Origin of the sequence: Pseudoalteromonas arctica A 37-1-2 (assembly GCF_000238395.3) — a bacterium.
GTDB classification, from domain to species: Bacteria; Pseudomonadota; Gammaproteobacteria; order Enterobacterales; family Alteromonadaceae; genus Pseudoalteromonas; species Pseudoalteromonas arctica.
The window spans coordinates 1,544,343-1,566,696 of record NZ_CP011025.1 but is presented as its reverse complement, the minus strand read 5'-3'; the positions used below and the strand labels follow the sequence as shown (position 1 = coordinate 1,566,696).

The 22,354-nt window shown below is 39.9% G+C and carries 18 protein-coding genes and 1 pseudogene; 7 read left to right on the top strand and 12 right to left on the bottom strand.

Features of this window, described 5'->3' with window-relative positions; all coding sequences use genetic code 11:
* Positions 1-53 precede the first annotated feature (53 nt).
* The 6 genes from PARC_RS07050 to PARC_RS07025 all read right to left on the bottom strand — a co-directional run bounded on the left by PARC_RS07050 (position 54) and on the right by PARC_RS07025 (position 4,295).
* Positions 54-845: an SDR family oxidoreductase gene (locus PARC_RS07050; RefSeq protein ID WP_010553512.1), complete on the bottom strand. Its 792-nt coding sequence runs from the start codon at positions 843-845 to the stop codon at positions 54-56.
* A gap of 60 nt (positions 846-905) precedes the next feature.
* Complete coding sequence (locus tag PARC_RS07045; RefSeq protein WP_010553511.1) at positions 906-1,409, bottom strand: Mpo1 family 2-hydroxy fatty acid dioxygenase; 504 nt, start codon at positions 1,407-1,409, stop codon at positions 906-908.
* 84 nt (positions 1,410-1,493) lie between these two features.
* A complete protein-coding gene (locus PARC_RS07040; RefSeq protein ID WP_010553510.1) occupies positions 1,494-1,901 on the bottom strand; it encodes a hypothetical protein in 408 nt (135 codons plus the stop codon).
* Between the two features lie 71 nt (positions 1,902-1,972).
* Entirely contained in the window at positions 1,973-2,647 is a 675-nt protein-coding gene (locus PARC_RS07035) for a Crp/Fnr family transcriptional regulator (protein ID WP_010553509.1), read from the bottom strand.
* A gap of 3 nt (positions 2,648-2,650) precedes the next feature.
* The gene (locus tag PARC_RS07030; RefSeq protein WP_007583329.1) at positions 2,651-3,322 is read right to left on the bottom strand and encodes a hypothetical protein; all 672 of its coding nucleotides are present in this window, start codon (positions 3,320-3,322) and stop codon (positions 2,651-2,653) included.
* A 64-nt stretch (positions 3,323-3,386) separates the two neighbouring features.
* Positions 3,387-4,295: an MBL fold metallo-hydrolase gene (locus PARC_RS07025; RefSeq protein WP_010553508.1), complete on the bottom strand. Its 909-nt coding sequence runs from the start codon at positions 4,293-4,295 to the stop codon at positions 3,387-3,389.
* 483 nt (positions 4,296-4,778) lie between these two features.
* Here PARC_RS07025 and PARC_RS07020 point away from each other — a divergent pair, with 483 nt between their 5' ends.
* From PARC_RS07020 to PARC_RS07010, 3 genes are all read left to right on the top strand, one after another.
* Positions 4,779-7,745, top strand: a complete 2,967-nt coding sequence (locus tag PARC_RS07020) for a TonB-dependent receptor (protein ID WP_010553507.1) — start codon at positions 4,779-4,781, stop codon at positions 7,743-7,745.
* A gap of 102 nt (positions 7,746-7,847) precedes the next feature.
* Positions 7,848-9,398, top strand: a complete 1,551-nt coding sequence (locus PARC_RS07015) for a tryptophan halogenase family protein (protein ID WP_010553506.1) — start codon at positions 7,848-7,850, stop codon at positions 9,396-9,398.
* A complete protein-coding gene (locus PARC_RS07010; RefSeq protein WP_010553505.1) occupies positions 9,391-10,878 on the top strand; it encodes a tryptophan halogenase family protein in 1,488 nt (495 codons plus the stop codon). Before PARC_RS07015 ends, PARC_RS07010 begins: the two co-directional genes overlap by 8 nt.
* 69 nt (positions 10,879-10,947) lie before the next feature.
* Here PARC_RS07010 and PARC_RS07005 read toward each other — a convergent pair whose 3' ends face one another.
* Positions 10,948-13,524 carry a glycoside hydrolase family 3 protein gene (locus tag PARC_RS07005; RefSeq protein WP_010553504.1) on the bottom strand — a complete coding sequence of 859 codons (2,577 nt, stop codon included), beginning with the start codon at positions 13,522-13,524 and terminating at the stop codon, positions 10,948-10,950.
* Positions 13,525-13,762: 238 nt separating this feature from the next.
* Here PARC_RS07005 and PARC_RS07000 point away from each other — a divergent pair, with 238 nt between their 5' ends.
* The 3 genes from PARC_RS07000 (at position 13,763) to PARC_RS06990 (ending at position 17,727) form a co-directional block, all read left to right on the top strand.
* The gene (locus tag PARC_RS07000; protein ID WP_010553503.1) at positions 13,763-15,091 is read left to right on the top strand and encodes a GH1 family beta-glucosidase; all 1,329 of its coding nucleotides are present in this window, start codon (positions 13,763-13,765) and stop codon (positions 15,089-15,091) included.
* 32 nt (positions 15,092-15,123) lie between these two features.
* A complete protein-coding gene (locus PARC_RS06995) occupies positions 15,124-16,650 on the top strand; it encodes an MFS transporter (protein ID WP_007583314.1) in 1,527 nt (508 codons plus the stop codon).
* Positions 16,651-16,725: 75 nt separating this feature from the next.
* Positions 16,726-17,727: a LacI family DNA-binding transcriptional regulator gene (locus PARC_RS06990; RefSeq protein WP_010553502.1), complete on the top strand. Its 1,002-nt coding sequence runs from the start codon at positions 16,726-16,728 to the stop codon at positions 17,725-17,727.
* A 19-nt stretch (positions 17,728-17,746) separates the two neighbouring features.
* Here PARC_RS06990 and PARC_RS21735 read toward each other — a convergent pair.
* Positions 17,747-17,881, bottom strand: a pseudogene (locus tag PARC_RS21735) (LysR family transcriptional regulator); the annotation flags it as partial.
* A 243-nt stretch (positions 17,882-18,124) separates the two neighbouring features.
* Here PARC_RS21735 and PARC_RS06980 point away from each other — a divergent pair.
* On the top strand, positions 18,125-19,294 hold the full coding sequence (locus PARC_RS06980; RefSeq protein WP_010553501.1) for an MFS transporter: 1,170 nt from the start codon (positions 18,125-18,127) through the stop codon (positions 19,292-19,294).
* Between the two features lie 111 nt (positions 19,295-19,405).
* Here PARC_RS06980 and PARC_RS06975 read toward each other — a convergent pair whose 3' ends face one another.
* From PARC_RS06975 to PARC_RS06960, 4 genes are all read right to left on the bottom strand, one after another.
* A complete protein-coding gene (locus PARC_RS06975; RefSeq protein ID WP_010553500.1) occupies positions 19,406-19,921 on the bottom strand; it encodes a M23 family metallopeptidase in 516 nt (171 codons plus the stop codon).
* An 89-nt stretch (positions 19,922-20,010) separates the two neighbouring features.
* Complete coding sequence (locus PARC_RS06970; RefSeq protein WP_007583304.1) at positions 20,011-20,280, bottom strand: YrhK family protein; 270 nt, start codon at positions 20,278-20,280, stop codon at positions 20,011-20,013.
* 202 nt (positions 20,281-20,482) lie between these two features.
* The gene (locus PARC_RS06965; protein WP_010553499.1) at positions 20,483-21,823 is read right to left on the bottom strand and encodes an SPFH domain-containing protein; all 1,341 of its coding nucleotides are present in this window, start codon (positions 21,821-21,823) and stop codon (positions 20,483-20,485) included.
* Entirely contained in the window at positions 21,816-22,154 is a 339-nt protein-coding gene (locus tag PARC_RS06960) for a hypothetical protein (protein ID WP_007583302.1), read from the bottom strand. The genes PARC_RS06965 and PARC_RS06960 overlap by 8 nt, the downstream gene beginning before the upstream one ends.
* Positions 22,155-22,354 lie beyond the last annotated feature (200 nt).

The following is a 22,354-nucleotide window of genomic DNA, read 5'->3' as shown; positions in this document are numbered from 1 at the left end:
CTTTTCTAAATTGATCAAATTTACGGCATTTTACGCTTTTGAAATAAACGACGCTACCTATAGTTTGTTTTTGCTGTAATGCGATTAAACAAAGTAGGAAAAAAGCGCTTAATTGTGGGCGCCCAACCACTTAAACCTTTGCCAATAATCACTTCGTCTTTTTTATTACTAATGGCACGAATCATTTTTGAAGCAGCTACGCTTACATCCATGCCATTTTCTATCGACTCTTCTGGTTTATTTTGCGCTATGCCTTGCTCGTTTAGTGAGTTATGCGCAATTGCTGTTTTAATAGATCCTGGGCAAATTGTTAAACAATGAATATTATGTTCCGCAACTTCTGCACGTAGACAATCCATAAAACCAACAACCGCATATTTAGAACCCGAATAACCCGTTCTAAATTTTGAACCAACTTTACCCGCCACACTACTAATAGACACAATTGAGCCACTGCGCCTTGCCACCATAGCAGGCAATACAGCTTTAGTAAGTGCAATTAAGCCAAAGTAATTAACCTCCATTAATTGGCGGTACACGTTAAAGTCGTTTTCTAAAAATAAACTACGCTGCGATACGCCGCCGTTATTAATTAAAATATCAATTGCAGGAAGCTCGCTCATTTTTGCTGTTATTGAACTCAGTACATGCTCTGGCTCGGCTAAGTCCAGCGGCACAACTAAGTGCCCTTCGCCTTTAAGGGTTGCTTTTAAATCGTTTAGTTTATCTACATTGCGCGCCGATAAAATAACGCGCGCTCCAAGCTCGGCAAATTGTATAGCGAGCTCTTTACCAATACCTAATGATGCGCCGGTGATCCACACGGTTTTATTATTATATTGCATGCGTTATCTGCCCTTTTATTGTTATTTATTAGGTTTTATAAAGGTACTTAGTAAAGTATTTTACGCCTTTGTAGGACCTGCTATTGCGTTTACTTCATCTTCTAATGTTTTGTAAAAACCCATTAAAAATAGTAGTTCAACAGTTACGTACAAAGGGCCAATAATTAAACCAATTAGGTCATCTACAAACGCCGGTTTTTTACCTTCGTAATAGTGCCCAATAAACTGTAATACCCAGCCAAATACAAACACACCTACGCCAATACTCAACCAAGGCCAAAACGCCATTGCCGCAATAGGCTGAGCACCAACAAGGAGTAAAGTGAATATCACGGCCATAATAAAGCCAAGCGAAAAGCTCAGCATAAAATAATAAACAACCGACGCTAATACAAAAAGTTGTGCACCATCAATTACTACACTACCAAGGGGTATTTGAATACGCGCTAGTAAACACAACGCTGCAAATACAATGAGCGGAATACCAATAAAGTGCGTTAGTACATTACGTTTAGAACGATGATATAAACCATATTTACCAAGTTGCTGTTGAAGTGTTTTCATTGTTTTGCCTTTATTTTTATATATAAAACTTACTTTAGCAAAAGTAAGCACAGCAACAATGTCAGGTATCCGACATTTTGTAAATTAAACAAATGCAGAAATTATTTTACCCGGCTCATGCTCACCTTTCATATCCGTTCGCTCGCGCCCTCTTTGATACTCTTGCTCAAGCATTTTTTGAAGTTCCTCTATTTTATCAGCAATTGCGCTAGGGTCTGCGCCCTCACTTTGCTGTTCTTTAATGAGCTCTTCTATTGTCGCTTTTAGCTCGTCTATTTTGTTTTTGTTTACACCTAAGCGCTGATAAACCAACGCTTCTTGAGCACTTTCTAAAAACGTTGGTTCTTTAGGGGCTGAGGTAATGCCTTTAGCATCACTTGTTTTTTCATTAGGGAGGGTATTAGTTGCCGCAACTTCGCTTGAACCTGCCGCTTTATTTACTGTAGGAGAGTTATAATTACTATATTGATTTTTAAAGGTTATTGTAGTCATTAGCTCAAATCCATTGTTGCGTTACATTATCTGTAGCAATTTTGGTTCCAACTAAATAAAGCAGCCTCTATTTAAGCTTGTGTAGCACGTGCCTGTAACTTTTGTTTATCTAAAACAGTTATGCGTTGATACCCCAAACTAATAGCTTGTAAGCTAACAAGCTGTTGCAGTATTTGATTAATAGTTTGGCGCGTTAGGTAGGTCATATCAGCAAGTTGCTGCTGAGATAAAACAAGCGGTGTTAAGTGCTCTGTATGTTCGCTAAGCATTAAAAGTCGATTGCATACTTTTTGCTCAGCACTTAGTAATGCGTGATCTTCCATTGAGGTAAACATTAGGCGTAACTTTTGTGCCAGCAATAAACCAAACTCTTGCCAATATTGTGGCTGTTCGTTTAATAGCTGTTCAAGCTCGCGTTGGGGCACGTAAAAAAGCACAACATCAGTTTGTGCATATACATCATGAGTACGCAGGCCACCATCAAACAAGGTAACTTCGCCAAACCACAGTGATGAATCAATAAAGCTCAATACGGCTTCTTTGCCTTCGTTACTTACGCCACTAATACGCACCACGCCGCTAAGCACGGCATAAATTCCATCGTGCTTATCACCTCGCAAAAATAATGATTGCTGAGCTTTTAGCGAGAGCGTTTTGCCCTGCGTTAATAAAAAGCTTTTTAAATAAGCGCTACGGTTTTTAAACCAATGCCCTTGCTCTATTACGTTTTGCTGCTGTGGAGTCATTATTTACTGCATTTGCTTATTAAATGGCTGTTTTTCGATAACCAATTTTTTAGGGAAATTTAAATCGGTTGCTATAACAAAATCATCGTAAGGATCATTACCCGAAAACAGCTCAGTTATTAATGTATCGTTTTTATAAACATTAACGGTTACACCGCTGCCCATACCGCCTGAGTTAATAATATAATAATGATATTCGCCGTTACTAAAAAATAAAATACTCTCGCCAATACGCCCTACTTGCCTGTAGTAACTACCAAATGGAGCATCCGGTGTTGCTTCTTTTTCAAGCCCTATGTCATTAACTCTACCAAATCGATAACTAAGCGATGAGTCATCTTTTGCAACACAAATAGAAAGCACTTTATCGGTAGGCTCTAACTTGTAGGCTGTACTTTCATCTGGGTTACGCACAACTTTATGCATTTTTGCGTTAATGTAGGCTGCTTCATTACTTTTACAATGTGTTGCAAGCATACCGACCACTAAAGCGGGTTCGTTTGTTTGAGCTGCTGGAGGTGTGTTTACTTTGAGATCAGAGGGTAAGTTACTTGCATTACTATTTAGCTGAGGGCTATCTTGCATTGCCATGCTTTGGTCGTCACAACCAAACAGTGCAAACAAGAAGAAAGAATAAAAGCTCGCTAAAAATTTAATGCGCATAATAAAATCCATCTATGAGAGAGCCTTTAAAATAGCGATAAAACTAGCGACCCGCAACACTCTTATGCGCAATACTTTATAAGTTTATTTTTAAACCATCTTCTGCAAAAACTACGTTACTTTTTAGTGATTTAATTAACGATTTTTTAAATAATTGCTGATTTTTTAATGACCGATTCATAAAATGAGATAGAACCGCCGTTTTAGGTGCAGCCTCAATTAGTACCTTAGTGATTTGACTTGGGGTAATGTGTAAATTTTTAGCCCCGTCTGATGCGTTTTCATCAATTGCGTTGTGCATAACCACTACATCGGCATTTTTAGCAAAGTCAGTAAATGTGCCTAATTTGTTAGTCATGTCGCCTGCAAACACAAGTTCGCACCCTGCTATACTCACTTTCCACGCTAAAGCCGGAATAGGTCCATGGTTAACTGTCATTGCATTAACAGCCAAATCACTTTGTAGTGATTGTTTAAATTCATTTTGTTTTGTTGGTGCAACAGAACGAATATCTAATTTGTAGTTTTCATTACCTTCTACGTAATCACTTAAGTATCTAAATGCGCCCTGCTTACCTAGTAACGCTTGTGCATATTCGTTAGTAGAAGCCATTACACGGTTGCCCTGGGGGCCAAATATCGCAAGTGTTTTATCGCGTGATGTAAAGTAACTGCCTTTTATAAAACTAGGTAAATCGCCAGCATGATCAGTGTGTAAATGGCTTAATAAAATGGCATCAACATCACTAAATTTTGCACCTGCTTTATCAAACCCAACACTGGCACCAGAGCCTACGTCAACTAACACTCTGGCTTTATTTTCGTGCAAAATAAGGTAACTTGTTGCTGCGCGACCATCGTCAAGCTCAGGGCCACCCGAGCCTAAAATTTGCAAACTTACATCACTACATTGCTGCGCGCCAATACTACTAAACGACGCTATAATTAAAGCGGTTGCAGCTAACCCTTGTTTTACATTGCTCATAATTATTAATACCTATAAATAGTGTTTTCAGTTGAGTCTATGGCTGAGTGTAATAACTAATTTAAGTTTTGTCCTAGTTGAGTGACCAACGGCCTACTTATTAATTTTAGCCCTTACTAAAAGCTGATTTAAACACCTTATTAAAGTGTTTAAATAACTAAATGAATCAATAACCGGTTTTCTTATAATAAAATGTTGTTACACAACTATCCAAAATGGTTTTTTATAACCACCTGTAATTTATAATTTAAATAAAATTAAATCTAAAAAGCATACATTTTAAAAACAATTTAGTCTCATTTTATTAAAACAATAGTTGACCCTATTTAAAATTTAAACTAGCATTTCTGGAAGCGCTTCCACAAGGCTCAGTTAAATGAACTTTTCTGGAAGCGCTTCCATACATTTGACAATGTTTATAATTACACAATAACAGCCCCATACAGCTGTTAATAATAATGATAAAAGTGCGAGGGAAACCGAATGTCCAACCATATTGTAAGAAAAACAAAGATAGCGACCAGCCTATCTCTGATTTTAGGCGCATCAATCTCTTTACCTGTATATGCACAAGAAGCAAATACAGATGTTGAAGTAATTCAAGTTACTGGTTTTAAAAGCAGTATTAAAGAGTCAACTCGATTAAAACGCGACGCCGCAGGTGTTGTAGATGCTATATCAGCTGAAGATATTGGTAAATTTCCTGATACCAACTTAGCCGAGTCGCTACAGCGTATTACAGGTGTGTCGATTGATCGTTCAAATGGTGAAGGCTCTAAAGTAACTGTTCGTGGTTTTGGTCCCGACTACAATATGGTAACCCTAAACGGTCGTACTATGCCGGCAGCGTCATTGCCTTCAGGCGGTGGTACACCAAGCTCTCGTGCTTTTGACTTTGCAAACTTAGCGTCTGATAGCGTTAAATCAGTTGAAGTATACAAAACAGGTAAAGCAAGTATTGCATCAGGTGGTATTGGCGCAACAATTAATATAAATACGGCTCGCCCACTCGACAATCCAGGCTTTGTTTCAAGCATTGGCGTAAAAGCATTACATGACTCAACAAACCGTGTTGGTGATGACATAACACCTGAGCTTTCGGGCTTAATTAGCTGGACCGACAGTGAAGCTAAATTTGGTGCCTCGTTAACTGCAAGCATGCAACAGCGCGATAGCTCATCAACAGGTGCGTTTGTAAATCAATGGAATACATCTGCTTTTGACGGCACAATCCCACAAGCAGCAGACGATATTGTTTTAACTAATGCACCCGCTGTTGGTCAGCTTTATTCAATGCCATCAGATTTGCGCTACACCATTGCCGACAGAGAACGTACTCGTACAAACGCGCAATTAACGCTGCAGTACAGCCCTATTGACGATTTAACAGCCACGCTTGATTACACGTACTCTAAGCAAGATTTATTCGAAGCCCGTGCTGAGCAATCAATATGGATGGATAACTACAAAAGCGCGCTAACATTTGACGATAACACGGTAAAAACCCCTATTTATTACCGAGAAGAACGTCGCGATCAGCAAACACGCGATTTAGGTTTAGCGTTTCAAGAGCTAAACCAAGTTAATCAAAACGACTCTATTGGTTTAAACGTTGAGTACTATTTCAATTCAGAATTGAGCTTTATGTTTGATGCGCACAATTCAAAAGCCACTAGCAAACCAGATGCACCTTACGGCAGCTGGGTAAACGCAGGCTTGGGCGCAAACGTAGTTAACGCACAAGAAGTTGATTTTAGCCGCGAGCTTCCATCAATGAGTATCGATTTTGATGATTGCCGCCGAGACAACCTAAATTGTAATAACACATTAGATGCCTCTGATGTGGGTACGTCTATTTTAGATTCTAACTTTGCTCGCCAAGAGTCTGAAATAACAGAATTTAGAATCCATGGTAAATACGAAATTGAAAACGGTGCAATTGACTTTGGTATAGAGTCTCGCTCTATGGAAAGCCATTCACTGCAATCACTTACACGTAATACAATGGGTAACTGGGGGATAGAAAACCCAGGCGAACTACCTGATGGCTACCTAAATCCAACAAACTTTTTAGCTGAGTTTGACGACTACGATACATCAGGCTCATTCAACCAAGGTTACACTGGCAGCGCATCGCAAATTGGTTACTGGGCTGGTGATGAATACGGCTTTAACTTTGCAGCCGATGGCGCATTTGCAACTAACCGCACCATTGAAGAAGATATAACCGCAGCGTTTGTGCAATTTACTTACAATGGTTACATTGGCGATATGCCATACAACATTGTGATTGGCGCGCGCCAAGAGTCTACCGACATTACCTCAACGGCTAATATCGATTTACCTAACGCAGTAGCGTGGGAAGGTAATAACGACTTTAACGTTCGCTTTGGCTCAGATAAAGAAGATTTCACGCTTAAATCTAGCTACGATCACTTTTTACCAAGCTTTGACTTTGACATAGAAGTAATCGAAAACGTAAAAGCGCGTTTTTCTTATAGCACAACAATTGCTCGCCCAACTTACGACAACTTAAGTTCAGCAGCGACGGTTGGTGTACCGGGCGCCCCTACTCTTTTAGCGGGTTCATCACCAGCTACAGCGTCAACGGGTAATCCTGGTTTAGTGCCGCTTGAATCAGATAATATTGATGTATCGGCTGAGTGGTACTTTGCAGAAACAAGTTATGTGTCGGTAGGTTATTACACTAAAGACATCAAAAACTTTATTGGTTTAACACCAATGACACAAAACTACTACGGATTACGCGATGCAACAGCGGGCCCTCGCGCTCAAGCTGCCATTGCTGAGCTAGAATCTCGCGGACTTGCAGTAACCGATTCAAACTTATTTCAAATGGTTGCCGCAACAGAAAACAATGTTGATTTTGACTCTATGACCTACGAAGAGTTTGAAGCCGCCTACGATGTAATTGCTAACAGCGATGACCCATTACTAGAATTTACAGCCCAAGTACCTACCAACAATAAAAATGCCACCATTGATGGTTTTGAAATTGCCTTTCAGCACTTTTTTGGTGAAAGCGGTTTTGGTGTGCAAGCAAACTACACCACTGTTAATGGCGACATAGACTTTGATGTAAACGCTGACCCTACTACTACACAATTTGCATTGGTAGGTTTAAGCGATACAGCTAACTTTATTGCAATGTACGAAAACGACGATTTTCAAGCACGTATTGCTTACAACTGGCGTGATAAGTTTTTAAATAGCGCCGCTCGATACGTAAATGAGCCAGGCTTTACTGAAGAATATTATCAAATCGACTTTAATGTTGCGTACAACTACAGCGAACAACTATCGTTTTTTGTTGAAGGCCTTAATATTACTGAACAAAACAGCCGCGAACATGGCCGTACGTCAGTACAATTGTGGAACCTACAACAGCTAGGTGCACGTTACAATATTGGTATGCGTTACAACTTCTAAAGGTAATACAAAGTAAAGCCGTTAGTTTTTACTAGCGGCTTTTTTGTATTTAAAACAGTATTAATGCTAGTTTAATTGTTATCAACTTTAGGGTGTTAACTCATGACCAAACCAATAACAAAAATAGTCGTTTTAGGTGGTGGTACTGCCGGCTGGCTAAGCGCAGGCTTATTAGCCGCCGAACACCCACACCTTAATGTAACGTTAGTGGAATCGGCAAATGTGCCTATATTGGGTGTGGGCGAAGGCACGTGGCCGTCAATGCGCAACACCCTACAGCGCATTGGCATTAAAGAAAGTGATTTTATAACCCAGTGCGACGCGTCATTTAAGCAAGGTTCTAAATTTATAAATTGGCGAAACCTCAGCGAGGGAGAAAACTACTACCACCCTTTTATGAATCCACAAGGCTACGAGCACACTAATTTACACGCCAGTTGGCAACGTATTGCACCTAACCAAAAATTTGCCGACGTTGTTAATATGCAAAGCTTTGTATGCCAAGCAGCACTTGCACCAAAACAATTACAAACACCCGAATATGCAGCAGTTACCAACTATGGCTATCATTTAGATGCGGGTAAATTTACTGAGTTTTTAAAAAATTACTGCGTTAAAAACCTAAACGTTACGCATATTACTGACGATGTAACTCATGTTATTAACGACGAGCATGGCTATATTGCCTCATTAAAAACAAATAATAATGGCGATATAACGGGTGATTTATTTATAGATTGCTCAGGCTCTTGCGCTCGTTTAATTGGTGAGCATTTTAATAGTGAGTTTATAGCGCAAGATCATATTTTATTTAATAACAGCGCTGTTGCGGCGCAAATACCTAATGCACACGCCGATCAACCAATCGCCTCTGCTACGCTATCTACAGCGCAAAGTAACGGTTGGATTTGGGATATAGCCCTGCCAACGCGCCGTGGTACAGGTTATGTATTTAGTAGTAAATATCAAAGCGATGAAAGCGCAACAAGTACACTAAAAAGCTACATAGCCAAAAGCACCAGTGAGCAACAAGCTGAGCAACTTAACTACCGCGTATTAAAATTCAGCCCTGGTTACAGGCAAAAATTTTGGATTAAAAACTGTGTTGCCGTGGGTATGTCTGCTGGCTTTTTAGAGCCACTTGAAGCGTCAGCTCTTGCCATGGTTGAGCTTTCAATTAGCATGATAAGCGAGCAGCTACCGCAAAACCGCACCCACATGAGCCAGCTTGAAACGCGTTTTAATGACCGTTTTAGTACTCGTTGGCAGCGCGTTATTGAGTTTTTAAAACTTCATTATGTGCTAAGCGAGCGCGACGACACTCCCTATTGGCAAGATATTAGTAATTTAAATACCGCGCCCGAGCGCCTGCAAAACTTACTTAAACTTTGGCAATTTCAGCCCCCTAGCCGCTTTGATTTTATTGAAAACGAAGAAGTGTTTTCATCAAGCAGTTATCAATACGTTTTATATGGCATGGGCTTTAATACACAAACAGTATCTGCACAAAATACATTTAACGACCCACGCACTGGGGATTACTATTATCAACAAAATCGCGAAAAAATAGCGCAGTGCTTAAATGGACTGCCAAGTAATCGCGCGCTTTTAAATCACCTTTTATCAAATAATGGGCAGCCACATAATGACTAAAACAAACGCTGTTAAAAATGTAGTAATTGCTGGAGGCGGCACTGCAGGTTGGATGGCCGCAGCAGCACTTGCTAAACTAGTTGGTAACAATATAAACATAACCCTTGTTGAATCTGACGATATTGGCACTGTAGGTGTTGGTGAAGCAACAATTCCGCCTATTCGTACATTTCATAAATTGCTGGGTATAAACGAGCAAGCATTTATGAAAGCCACTCAAGCCAGTTTTAAATTAGGTATTAGCTTTGAAAACTGGGGCGATGAAAACACGCATTATATTCACTCATTTGGCGCAACGGGCAAAGAATGTTGGGCGGGTGAATTTCATCACTTTTGGCTGCAAGGTAAAGCTTTAGGAATAAACAACCCATTTGGCGATTACTGCTACGAGCTGCAAGCGGCTAAAAGCGGTAAATTTGCGTTTAATCAGCAAAACCCTATTAACTATGCCTACCATATGGATGCCACGCGTTACGCGCAGTTTTTGCGTGAATTTTCAGAGCCATTAGGTGTAAAACGCATTGAAGGTAAAATACAAAAAGTAGTAAAAAACACTAAAACGGGCCATATAGAATCACTTACTTTAAATAATGGCGAGCACATAAACGGCGACTTTTTTATTGATTGCACCGGCTTTAGAGGCCTATTAATAGAGCAAGCATTACATACTGGCTACGAAGACTGGTCGCATTTACTACCCTGTAACAGCGCCATTGCGGTGCAAACAAAATCAACCAGCGAGACTGTATTACCACTTACCCGCTCTATTGCCCATAAAAGCGGTTGGCAATGGCGTATACCACTGCAAAACCGTGTCGGCAACGGATTAGTTTATTGCAGCCAATATATGGATGATGAGCAAGCCAAAGCGCTCTTATTAAATAACATTGAGGGCGAGGCGCTTACAGAGCCACGTATTATTAAATTTAAAACAGGGCGTCGCTTAAAAGGCTGGAACAAAAACTGCTTAGCGCTTGGCCTTGCTAGCGGTTTTGTTGAACCACTTGAGTCCACCAGCATTCACTTAATTATGTCGGGTATTATTCGCTTTATGCGTTTATTTCCGTTTAATGGCATTACCAATCACGCCATTGACGAATACAACAAACAACTTAAAAGCGAAATTGAAAATATTCGCGACTTTATTGTGCTGCACTACAAAGTAACTAATCGCGATGATAGTGAGTTTTGGCAACATTGTAGCGCCATGGAAGTGCCAAAAACACTTCAGCATAAAATTGATTTGTTTAAACAAACCGGCCGTGTATTTTTAGACGATGGCGACATTTTTAGAGTCGATTCGTGGGTGCAAGTTATGCTTGGCCAAGGTATTGAGCCTAATCAACATCACTTAATAGCCAGCATGATGAGCGATGAAGAACTCACCCGTTTTTTACACGGTATTAAGCAACAAATAGAGCAACGCGTTAGCCAATTACCACCCCACCATGAGTTTTTAAAACAGTATTGCCCAGCATAAATATCCTCTTTAAAAAAAGCCCTTATTACTAAGAGCTTTGAGACAACACACTATAACTTTTACGTTTTCTTATTCACACTTAATCACGGCGCTTTTAGCGCTTTGTGGTTCAAAGCTAATATCTGCAACTGAAACGCTAAGCTCTCCTGTCGTTTTAATAATAAAAGGGCTGGTTACTCTGGCAAAATCAACGCCCTTTTTAGCAAAACACGTTAAATCTATACTCATGGTTTGCCATGTATTTAAATCAGCATTTTTAAGCTCATTGGTAATATCAAGCTCGCCACCACAGCCTTGTTCGCATTTCATTGCAAGGTATGTCTGTGAGCTAGGTATTTGGTTTACTTTATAGCTAAAGCTAAGGGCCGAATTTGCTTCAATGTAGGCCACTTTGTCTTCGGTAAAGTTACTATTAATTTCGATGTAGCTGGCTGCAGTGCCATCAAAATTAAATTGCATCGCATCTTCTTGAATCGCTTTGTCTTCAGTGCGATAAGTAATGCCGCCGAGCTTTACACTGTTACTTGCTACTTGGTGCTGCTCGCTGTTTGAGTTTAAAAACAAACGCCACGGTGTTTTAAAGCTGCCATTAAATATAGATAGCGGCGCAAGGTTACTAATATCAACACCTGAGTCTTCATTTAGATTATTGCCAAGCGTACTTTCGTCTTTATACGTTAAGCCAAAGCCGTAGGGTAATAGTGGTGAGTAATCAGCATCACCCTTATTTACTGCGGTTTGTAGTGGCGATTTAGGCCACGAGAAAGACAACTTACCTTTAAAGTCGTATTGTACCTGCCCACTTGCATCCGCTAATAAAACATCTGCAATGCCTTGTCCTTCAGTGCCAGGAAGCCATGCTGCTACAAATGCATCTGACGCGTTTAGTTCGCTGTTAACCCACATTGGTCTGCCCGATATAAACACCGATACCACCGCAATACCTTGCTGCTTTAATGTTTTTAATATTTTAAGAGAACGTTTATTGTTACGTTCAAACTCAAGGTTGTCTTTATCGCCATGCCCCTCTGCGTATGGTTTTTCACCAAATACAACAATGGCTACATCGGGTTTGGTATTAAATTCACCCGTTGGGCTTAAAATAGCGTTACCGCCAGCAGCCTCTATTTGCGTTTTTAGCCCCGCATAAATAGACGTTGCTCCAGGGAAATCTGCATTTTGATTATTAGTTCCCTGCCACGTAATACTCCAACCGCCCGATTGCTTGCCTATGTTATCGGCCGCATCGCCTGCAATCAGTATATTGCTTGATGGGTTAAGCGGTAATAAATGATTGTTGTTTTTAAGCAGTACTAACGACTCTTGTACGGCTTGGCGGGCAATATCGCGATGTGCTGGCGCACCTATTAGTTCTAATTTACCTGAATATTTTCGATTTGCGGGGCTTGGTTTATCAAATAAACCCGCACGTAATTTAACGCGTAAAATACGTGCCACGGCGTCATCTATTCTCGCCATTGTTATTGTGCCCGCTTTTACTTGTTTAATTGTATTTTCATAAAGTGGTTTCCAAGCACCCGTTGGTACCATAAAAATATCAAGCCCTGCATTAACAGCTTGCGGGCAGCTTTCATTTGTACAGCCGGCAACTTGTCCGTGCCCGTTCCAATCGCCTACAACAAAGCCATCAAAACCCATTTTTGTTTTTAGTACATCGGTAAGTAAATATTTATTGCCGTGATTTTTTTTACCATTCCAGCTATTAAACGATGCCATAACCGACTGACTACCTGCGGTTAAGCCTCCTATATAACCTTGTGCATGAATGTTATATAACGTCTCTTCGCTATCAATGTTGTCCCCTTGATCGTCGCCATCTACCGTGCCGCCATCGCCTAAAAAGTGCTTAACAGTGCTAATTACGCGTTTATCACTTAAAAAGTCCTCATCGGCTCTGCCTTGCAATCCGTTTACAATTGCGGCTGAATACTCACGTACAATTGCAGGGTCTTCTGAGTAGCCTTCGTACGTTCGGCCCCATCGGTCATCGCGCACAACCGCAACAGTCGGTGCAAACACCCAATCTATGCCTGTTGCCATTACTTCTATTGCCGTAGCTGCTGCAATGCGCTCAATTAATGCGGGGTTATTAGCAGCACCTAAACCAATATTGTGCGGGAATAACGTCGCCCCAATCACATTATTATGGCCATGTACTGCATCGGTGCCCCACATGGTCGGAATTTTACTGCCATCAATTGAGTCATCAACTGATGCCTGATACATGCTTTCAGCAAGCGTTATCCAATCTGCAGGCGTTGCATGCTTATTAGCATTCGGGAACGAGCCACCGCCATTTAAATACGAACCAAAACCGTATTTGCGCATGTCTGCAGCGGTTATATCGCGAATTTCAGGTTGGATCATCTGCGCTACTTTTTGCTCAAGCGTCATTGTTTTTAAAAACTGTGCAATCGTATTTTCAATTTCAGGCGTTTTCACTACCTTACTTTTAAGCGTTGGCCAAAGTGATAAATCACCTTGCTCATGCTCAGCCTTTTTGGCTACGGCGCCTTGGCTATTATTTGCGCTAACCTCTTGTTTATTACACCCACTTAAAACGCACAATCCTCCTATTAAAATGGGGAGCATGTGTAACCTATTAGTGTTTAAGCTTTTTTTCATTTTTATAGCCCTGTGTTGTGTCAGTGTGTTTTTGTGGAACGCCTATTTGTTATTTAAATTTAACTATTGACCTGCTTAACAATAGCCACTAACCTAAATATGGAAGCGCTTCCTTAAAGTTATTAAATACCATCCTTAGTGATTAATCAAATTAAATATGGAAGCGCTTCCATCAATGCAATTTATAAACTATAAATAAAAGCAAAATTTACTACAAAGAAGCAGAGGTTTTCTCTTAATGAAACAATTATCTTTACCTAGTGGCTCACCACTTTTAGCCAAAAATTTTACTTATGGTGTAGCTACGGCCTCATTTCAAATTGAAGGCGGCGCAGCTGATCGCTTGCCATGTATTTGGGATACCTTTTGCAGTAAAGAAGGCAAAATAGTCGATAATTCAAATGGCGACGTAGCCTGCGAGCACTACACTCGCTGGAAAGACGATATAAACTTAATTGAGTCATTAGGTGTAGACGCTTACAGACTCTCAATTTCGTGGCCGCGCGTAATGACTAAAAGCGGTCACTTAAACCCGACAGGCGTTAAGTTTTATAGCAACATTTTAGATGAATTAAAACGACGTAACATTAAAGCTTTTGTAACGCTATACCACTGGGATTTACCACAACACATTGAAGACGAAGGTGGCTGGCTAAACCGTAACACCGCTTACGAATTTGCCCATTACGCAGATTTAATTACCAAAGCATTTGGGGAACGTGTGCACTCTTACGCCACCTTAAACGAACCGTTTTGTAGCTCTTACTTAGGTTACGAAATTGGCGTACATGCGCCTGGCATTGTAGGTCGTGAATTTGGTCGTAAAGCCGCGCACCACTTATTACTGGGTCACGGTTTAGCTATGCAAGTACTTGCTAAAAATAGCCCAAATACGCTAAACGGTATTGTACTTAACTTTACGCCTTGTTACTCCGTTACCCAAAGTGAAGAAGATTTAAAAGCCACTGCATTTGCTGATGACTATATAAACCAATGGTACATGCAGCCTGTAATGCAAGGTAAATACCCTGATATTATTAAGCAATTACCTAAAGCCCACCGCCCTGATATTTTAGATGGCGATATGGAAATAATTGCTCAACCGCTGGATTATTTAGGGGTTAACTTTTATACCCGCATGCATTATCAAGCAAGCGAAACCGACTTTTACCATGAGCTGCCACATAAAGCGCCAATGACCGATATTGGCTGGGAAATTTACCCTAAAGCGCTTACAGAATTACTTGTATCGTTAAACGAAAAATACACCCTACCACCTATTTATATTACCGAAAACGGTGCAGCCATGGCTGACGAATTTAAAGACGGTGAAGTAAAAGATATCGACCGTATTGAATATTACCACGAACATTTAAATGCCCTGCATAACGCAGCAGAGCAAGGCGTTAAAGTAGATGGTTACTTTGCGTGGAGCCTAATGGATAACTTTGAATGGGCTGAAGGATATTTAAAACGTTTTGGAATAGTACACGTAGACTACAACACACAAAAACGAACTGTTAAAGCCAGCGGTAAAGCGTACAGTAAACTAATAACAAGCCGATAATTTATCGGCTTATAACAATAAGAACACACACTGTGAACAAACTCCCTTTATACGAAAAAGTCGGTTACGCCATGGGCGATGCCGGCGCTAACTTAGTATGGCGCGGTGCGCTTGCTTATTTAGCGGTGTTTTACACCGATACATTTGGCATATCGGCGGCTGCCGCTGCCATGTTGTTTTTGGTTGTAAGGCTGTCTGATGGCGTAACCGATATTATTATGGGTATGATTGCCGACAGAACGCAGTCGCGCTTTGGTAAGTTTCGACCGTGGATACTCTACTCGGCACCATTTTTGGGCTTGTTTATGGTGTTGTGTTTTACTACACCCGACTTTAGCACCACCAACAAACTTATTTATGCCTACGTAACCTACATTGGTTTAACGCTTGCCTACACCGTAAGTAACGTGCCCTACTCGGCACTTATGGGCGTAATGACACCAGACGATACAGAGCGCACAAAGCTCTCTGGTTTTAGGTTTGCAGGTGCGTTTACTGGTGGCTTATTGGTTATGGGTTTTTTACCTGAGCTAGTAGCTTTTTTTGGTGGCGGCGACGATGCCAAAGGCTATCAGCTTACTATGTACTTATTTGCCAGCTTACTTATTATTTTAATGATTATAACGTTTGCGACTACCAAAGAGCGTGTAACACCGCACGCCTCAAATGAAGGCAATTTAAAATCAGAGTTGTTTGATTTAACCAAAAGCCTGCCATTTATAATCCTACCTTTGCTTGCTACCACCCTGTTTTTTTATTACCGCGATTTATACAGCGGCGTATTTTTTGCCCTTGTTATGGCTGCAATGACATTCGTTATTAAAAAATTACTCAATAAAGATAAGCAAAGCTTAACGGGATCACAGCGTGACATGGTTGACCTTCTGACCAACAAACCTTGGTTGGTGTTACTTGGCATTGGTTTTTTAACCATGATGTTTAATGGCATAAAATACGGTGTAATTGCGTACTACTTTAAGTACCACGTAGCCAATGAACTCATGGCTGGGCAATATTTTATCGCCTTGTTGGTTGTATCTATATTAGGCGCACTTGCCACAGGTAAACTGGCCGAAATTATGGGTAAACGAAACCTATTTATTGCATCATTAATGCTAAGCGGCATACTCACTACTGCATTTTACTGGGTACCTAGCGATAACCTTATTGCTGTATTTACCTTTGGTTGCGCTGCTGAATTTTTTGCCGCGATGATGCCAACATTATTTTTTAGTATGCTTGGTGATTCAGCCGATTATTCAGAGTGGAAAAACAAACGCCGCGCTACAGGCCTTATTTATTCTGCGGGTACATTTGTGCAAAAAACCGGTGGTGGTTTTGCCGGTGCATTAGTATTAGTGGTACTTGCAGGCTACGGCTATAACGGTATGGATGAGCTAACAATTACGCAAGCCCTACCTGGTATGCAGTTACTTATGAGCTGGATACCTGCCGCATTTGCTTTTTTAGGTGCCGCATTGATGCTTATTTATCCGCTTACTTCAGCGATGACGCAAAAAATAACAGAAGACTTAGCAATTAGACGCAGTAATGTGTAAATTAACTTTTAATGACCCTTCGCGCTTTATATTTTTATAAAGCGCGAGTAAAAACACATATAAGCTAGGACATCAATGGCGACAATTTATCAAGTATCAGAAATGGCAGGTGTGTCTTTATCAACTGTTTCAAGGGTACTTAACGACAACGACTACGTAAGCAAAAAAACTAAAAAAAAGGTATTAGAAGCAATGAAAGAGCTAGGCTATCAGCCAAGTTCTATTGCTCGCTCTTTGGCGTCTAGCACTACAAACAGCGTCGGTATTTTAGTTTCTGAGTTGGATGGTCCGTTTTTTGGTCAAATGATGTCAGCCATTGAAGAGCACCTTCGTATTGCAGGTAAACACGTTATTATTACGCCTGGGCACAGTGACGAGAAAAAAGAAAAAAGCGGCTTTGAGTTTTTAATAGGCCGTAATTGCGACGCTATTATTGCCCACGTAGAAGCGGTATCAAACGAGTACCTAATTGAGTTAAGTAAAGGCAAAACCCCTATTTACTTAATGAGCCGCTACGTTAAAGAAATTGAAGAAAACTGCATTAGCCTCGACAACGTAATGGGCGGCTACTTAGCCACTAAAGCCATGATCAACAAAGGTCATAAAAACATTGCGTACATAGCAGGCCCGCAGTTTAAAGAAGACGCGTCAAATCGTTTAAAAGGTCACAAACAAGCCCTAGCAGAGTACAACCTAACCTTTGACGAAAAGCTATTTTACATAGGCGACTTTAAAGAAACCGGCGGCAGCGACGGCTTAAGGCATTTTATTCAAAATAAAGCGCAAATAACCGCCCTTGTATGTGCCAATGACGAAATGGCATCGGGTGCTATGAAATACGCCCGCGAACACGGTTTTAACCTACCAAAAGATTTAGCCATTATTGGGTTCGATAACGTAATTTTTACCAATTACCTCTACCCAACACTGACTACAATAGATAACCCAGTTCCCGAAATGGGCCGAGCTGCGGCTAACTTAGTACTTAAAGACATTTATAAAAAAAGCGGCATAACAGTAAAGCATGTGTTTCAGCCAAAGCTTATTTTAAGAGACTCAACACCCGACATTAATTAACTTTAAACCTAATTTAAATCTAGTTTAAATCTAATTTATGTAACTCGTTACGCACCCACTGCGTATCTAAATATTGCTCTACGTGCTGCTGCGCAAACTTTTAAAAGTGACGTGCAGCATGCGATATGTGCCTGTCTGCTTGCATTACAAAAAACTCTATTCAGACATAAATGCTCACAAATATAAAACAATATCCACATGAAAAAACTACAATAAAAAGCATAATAGATCCGATAATTTACCAAATAGATCGTTTTAAAGTTTATTTATATTGTTTAATAAAATATCACTTTACTTATTTTTAATTTGGCTCTAAATTCGCGCAAATTTTATTATTAAAGTAACCTCTCAAACTTTAAAACAGTGGTTATTTACCTTCAAGAGTCGATAAACACAAATGGCCGAATTAGCCGCCACAAGCACCTCTAATAACCCTTTAGCACCCGTTATCGGGCTGTCATTTTTTGCTATCGCATCCGGCTTTTTAATGAGCCTTATTCCGCTGTCGTTACCCGCATTTAAACTCGATGAAAACCTAGCGCCTTGGCTTGCGAGCATTTTTTACTTTGGCTTACTTATTGGCGCCACCACAATAGAGCGCATTGTGGTAAAAATTGGTCATCGCTTCGCATTTATATTATTTTTAAGCCTATTAATAGCAAGCGTGCTTGCACAACTTGCACTGCCAAATACCGTTAACTGGTTAATTGCACGATTTGTAGCAGGTTTTGCTGTTGCCGGTGTGTTTGTCGTTGTTGAGTCTTGGTTATTAATGACCAATACAGCAAAGTCGCGTGCTAAACGTTTGGGCTTATACATGACCTCACTTTATGGGGGCAGCGCAGTAGGTCAACTTGCTATAGGGCCGCTTGGCACCGAAGGTTCAACGCCTTATTTATTTGTAGCCTCGCTATTATTTTTAGCTATTTTAGCGCCTTTATTAATAACCAAAGGTCAGCCCGAAAAACAGCACCTTGAAAAACTACCACTAAAAGAAATAAAAACACTAAGCCACCCTGCAATGCTCGGATGCTTAGCATCGGGCTTATTACTGGGCCCTATTTACGGCTTAATGCCGGTTTATATTTCAGCGCAGACTGATCAAGCTCAGTACACAGGGACACTTATGGCGGTTATTATTTTAGGCGGCATGGTCGTGCAGCCGCTTGTAAGTTACTTATCTACTCGGCTTGAAAAAAGCTTATTGATGGGTATGTTTTGTTTAGTAGGCGCAGCCGGTGCTGTGGGTATATTACAAGCAAACACTTTAGCAGGATTAATAGTGAGCTACTTAATACTAGGCGCGTGCAGCTTTGCACTTTACCCGATTGCTATAACACTTGCGTGCGACTCATTGCCAATGGCAAAAATAGTATCGGCAACTGAGGTAATGCTTTTGAGTTACAGTATTGGTTCGGTATTTGGCCCTATGCTCGCCGCAAATTTATCTGATGCACCAAACGGTATTGTGTTTTATTTAGCAGGCTGTTTAATCACTACCTGTATTTATATGTTTATTAAAAGCATTAAAAATATTCGCGCAGGTAAAACACCTGTTGCAGGCTAACCTCTAGCTTAAATACACGCTTACTTATTAACTAATTCTAGCTGTTAAATACCTTGCTTTAACAGCTAAAACTATTATTTACACAAAGGTCATTTATAAATAATGAAGTAATTATTTAGCAGTGAGTTTTTTATGTGGGCTCAAAAAAAACATCTTTTTCCACCCTTGGTTTTGCGTTGTAAAAAGCCACGGCATAGGCACTAACGATAAAATAGAATAATGCACATGAGGCTGTTTTCCTGCTGCATTTCCGGTATCGCCCAGTAATCCAATTTGACTGTTTATGCTTACTACATCACCTGTACTTACCGAGTAGTCATTTAAATGTGCAAAATAATGCACGCGCCATTTAGGCCCAAGCACCGCAACCACTTTACCACCGCGAGTTAACTCACCTGCAAATATAACAACACCGTTTGTTGAGGCAACTACGGGAGTATTTTTTGTGCCAAAAATATCAATCCCTTTATGCACACCCGACCTACCCCAAGGCTCGTACCAAAACGTGTTATGGTTCCAATCTTTACTTGTGGCACCTTGTAGCGGAATCATTATTTTTTCGGGAATTAGTAAGCCTATAATTAATAAAGTAGCTATTCCAATTGCAATCCACTTAAGTACTTTCACTTTTCAATCCTTGATATTTAAATAACTTATACTGGTAAATTATTAGCCATAATAACTGAACTCATCATGAGTCGTATTTATGGTTTTATTTATGGAGTTTTATTTGAATGAAATACCCGACTAACATGCACTAAGCTGATCAATTTCAAAACAGGTTTTATAAGTAATTGAGCACTGCCCGCTATAAACAACCATGTGCCACTTTGCACTAATGCATCATTTAAAAAGAAAAAACTGCCAATTAAAAACCACACTGCAATTAAAAAATCGTTAAACGCTCCCAGCGCTTCATATCGACGCTGAATAGTAATATGCTCTTGCCCTAAATCTAAAATAAACTGATTACTGTTCGAATCCATAACTGCTCACTATTTACCTTTTATTACCTAAATACATGTTTAATAAGCCACAAAGCTTACCTAAACAGTACAATAGCAAAATACGCACAATAAAAAACGCTGACCAATGCTTATTGGCCAGCGTTTTTATTGTTTATATAATATTTAAAGGCTAAGTATTTAAAGGCTAAGCCTCAATATTGTTTATATATTTAGTAATTATTTATTTTTTATCTTTTTCTAAACGTTTCTTAAGGCTTAATGCAGCGTCAGCGGCTAATAAACGCATAAATTCAGAGCCATTGCTTTGCTCGCCTTGGCCTGCGCCTATTACAATTTCAGGCACTAAACGGCTATTACCTAAGCTTGTAAATAAGGCGGTTTGAATTTTAACTTCTGCTTTTAGCGTTTCATCAAATACATACTTAGGATCAAGTGCAGCAGACTTAGCTCTTAAACGAGCCTCAGCTAAAACGTCCATACCTAATGCTTCTAAGCGTTGTTGCTTTAAAATCTCTTCTTGCTCTTTTGCAAGCTCCGCTTTTACAGCCACTCGTTGCTGCGCAGAAATAATGGCATTTGCCTTAATTCGTTCAGCATCAATTTGCTCTTTTATTTTTAACTTTTCAGATTCAGCACGTTGCTTAGCAATTGCTTGTTCACCTAAAGCCACTTCAGTACGTGCTTGTTGCTCAGCTTTTTTAAGGTTTTGACGCGCTAGCGCTTCATCAGCAGCAGCTTGCTTTTGGGCTTCAAGACGAGCATTTACTTTGCTTTCGTAGTCAATATCAATAATGCTGGCATCAACTACTGTAATACCGTAAGCGCCTAAAATAGGTGCGTTACGCAGTGTATTACCCTCATCATCCATTTTAATATTAATAGTGACGCGCTGCTGTTTACTTAAATTACCTAAATCGTCAGATTTATCGCGCTCACCCGTACTAATAATTTGTTCAGTAACAAAAATACCGTTGGTTAATTGATCAGCAAAATCTTGGCTTAATTGACCATTACCACCAGAGTAATGTTGCTCTACCGACATCATACGCGCCGACGCTTTTACATTTTCAGTGGTCGCACGCATTAATAAATTAGATATTAATGTTTCTTGTGAACCAAACTCTTCGTGTATTTTAAGTAAACCACGTAAAGCACCCGATTCTGCTGCTGGTACATTGCCTGGCAATCTAAAACGAGAGACACCTCGTGCGCCACCGGTTGTAGTGTCTAAAAATCGAATCGGAATTAACGGCACAATTGCGCTTGCTGTTGCACCAGCATCGCCCGTAAAGTTAATCGAAATTACTTTTTTATATGCCGATGTAGTACCAAACGCTTTTAAATAAGGGCCGGCTTGATTTATTACGGTCAAGTTACCTGTAAAAGCCGATTGATGTACTAAACGCTCATCTGCTTCATTCCACGAAACAACTTGCGATGTAAGCGTTGCAATTACGGCTAATACAACAACAATTGATGAAACAACAATTACATTACGACGACCAAATCGACTCATAAATGAGTCACTTTTTACTGCTGGGACTGCTTTTTCGCTATCCATTTTTACTACTCTCCATGTTTAATTTCTTTTTAACAAAGTAAATAATTTCCTGTTCACTCAAGTGTGCGCAAAAGCTACCAGAGCGATGTAACTCAACAAATATTGCAAGGATTTCTTCTTTACCTTTAGCTGTTTTATCTTGGTTTTCTTGTGTTTGATTTTTTTCTGTTAGTTGAGTGATTAAATCATCCACTATCGTGTCTTTATCAAACAGTACGTTGTATTCTTTGGATTTTCTTACCCGACTTTTATGTACGTTGCTGTAAATTACATAAAGCGCAACGCATAAAATAATAACAAGTAAACTTAACCCTATAATATAAAAAATCATAAGCTCTACTTAAATTAGTTTAAATACTTAATGAGCAATAACAATTGTAAGTATTACTTAACAAATGTTAACCCAGTAATTTTACAGTAAACCCAAGTAAAAAACAGATTAAAAATAGTGTTCATCAGGTATACAGTAAAAACCGCACGTAAAAGTAAGCTTTTCAAACAAAAAAATGCCAGTCAGTTATTTACTGACTG